This is a genomic window from Staphylococcus sp. 231237_7MaSpsaltlick, from assembly GCF_043107035.1.
In genome coordinates this window covers 1-551 of sequence record NZ_JBICNX010000292.1, presented here as the reverse complement: position 1 = coordinate 551, position 551 = coordinate 1, and the positions used below count along the sequence as shown (strand labels likewise).

The 551-nt window shown below is 25.2% G+C and carries 1 protein-coding gene; it reads left to right on the top strand.

Features of this window, described 5'->3' with window-relative positions; translation table 11 throughout:
- A partial coding sequence (locus tag ACF91D_RS31530; protein ID WP_392438662.1) for an Ig-like domain-containing protein occupies positions 1-469 on the top strand: 469 nt, incomplete at its 5' end.
- Positions 470-551: the final 82 nt, after the last annotated feature.

Sequence of the window (551 nt, the reverse complement as noted above, 5' to 3'; positions counted from 1 at the left end):
TGATACGATAGCGGATTTTTCAAAAGAAATAAGAGGAAAAGCTACATCTAATATGATGGTTTATGCATATGTAAATAATAAGCAAATAGGAAAAGCAAAAGTTACTGATGGTAAATATTTTATGAGTATTCCAAAACAAAAAGCAGGTACAAATATTCAAATATTTACAATTAATAAATACAATAAAAAGAGTAAGATTGTTACAAAGAAAGTTATAGATAGAACAGCACCTAAGACACCAACAATAAGCAAAATAACAACAAAATCTAAAGTTGTTAGTGGAAAAGGCGAAAAAAATTCAATTGTCTATATCTATAGAGGTTCAAGCAAAATTGGACAAGCAACTGTAGATGCAAAAGGTAATTATAAACTAAATATTAAAGCACAGAAAAAAGGTACTAAATTAACAATATACAGTGTAGATAAAGCAAAAAATAAAAGTAAAAAGTTATATTTAAGGGTAACTTAAAATTTATGTAAACAGATTATATAAAGAAGCATTCACTCAAAAATGGATATGGAAAAATAAATAGAATATAGCTACTAAATAA